This is a genomic window from Pseudomonas saxonica, from assembly GCF_007858365.1.
Taxonomy (GTDB): domain Bacteria; phylum Pseudomonadota; class Gammaproteobacteria; order Pseudomonadales; family Pseudomonadaceae; genus Aquipseudomonas; species Aquipseudomonas saxonica.
In genome coordinates this window covers 1-1,155 of sequence record NZ_VFIO01000036.1, presented here as the reverse complement: position 1 = coordinate 1,155, position 1,155 = coordinate 1, and the positions used below count along the sequence as shown (strand labels likewise).

Here is a 1,155-nt window from a genome sequence, read left to right as displayed (position 1 = left end):
GAGCCTTGTTGGCGCATGATCTCGCGCCCGTGTTCAAAGCGGTGGCCGGTGAGGCGCTGGCCGTTGAGGTTGATGGCTTTGAGCGCGCCACCGGGGTGGTAGAGGTAGTCAAGGCCGTTGCCGTCGGGCAGTGTGCAGTGGCTGAGTTGGCCGAGGGCGTCGTAGCGGTAGCGCAGGGTGGCCCAGCCCTGATGCTCGGTGATGAGGCGGTCTTGCAGGTCGTATTCGTAGGCGAGTGGCCACTTGCCGTCGTCGACTTCGGTGAGGCGGCCGAGGCTGTCGTAGGTGTAGGTGATTTCACTGCCGTCGGGCAGGGTTTTGACCAGCAGGCGTCCGGCACTGTCGCGCTGGTAGGCGGTTTTCAGCGGTGGGGTGTCGCCGGAGAGGGTGTCGGGGTATTCGGTTTTTTCCAGCAGGTGGCCGTTGAGGTCGTAGGCGTAGGCGGTTTTGCTGCCGTCAAAGCCGATTTCCTGTCGCAGCAGGCCGTTGGGGTGGTAGTCGAGCTGGTAGTGCTCGTTGTGTTCGTTTTCGATGCCGGTGAGCAGCAGGCGGGCGTTGTCGTAGCGGTAGTTGAGCTGGCTGCCGTCGGGGTTGATGCGGCGGCTGACGAGGTGCAGGTGGTCGGCGTATTCGTAGCGGGTGATGTGCCCGCGTTCGTCGCGTTCGGCGGTGACTTTGCCGTAGGCGTTGTAGCTCCAGGCGCGGGTTTTGCCGCCGGGCAGGGTGATTTGGCTCAGGCGGCCTGCGGCGTCCCATTTGTAGTGGGTGAGGGCGCCGTCGGGTTCCTGCTGGGTGGTTTTTCGGCCTTGGGCGTCGTAGGCGTATTGGCGCTGGTTGCCGTCGGGCAGTCGTTCGCCGGTCAGTTGGCCGAGGGTGTTCCAGACCAGCTTGTGGTAGCTGTCGTCGGGGTGCTGAATGAGGGTGATTTTGCCCTGCGGGTTGTAGGTGTAGCGGGTGATGTGGCCGTCGGGGTCGGTCTGGCGGGTGATGTCGCCCTGGGCGTTGCGCTCGTAGTACCACTGCGCCATGCCGCGTCTGATTTTGCGCACGTGGCCGTCGAGGTAGCTGTAGTAGGTGGGTTCGTCCTGGGGCGGGATCAGGGCCGTAAGAAGTCCGCTTTCGTTGTACTGGTATTCGGTCACCGCGCCGAGGGGG

General features: G+C 64.2%; 1 pseudogene. It reads right to left on the bottom strand.

The features are described 5' to 3' along the window. Positions 1 to 1,155, bottom strand: a pseudogene (locus FJD38_RS24405) (hypothetical protein); the annotation flags it as partial.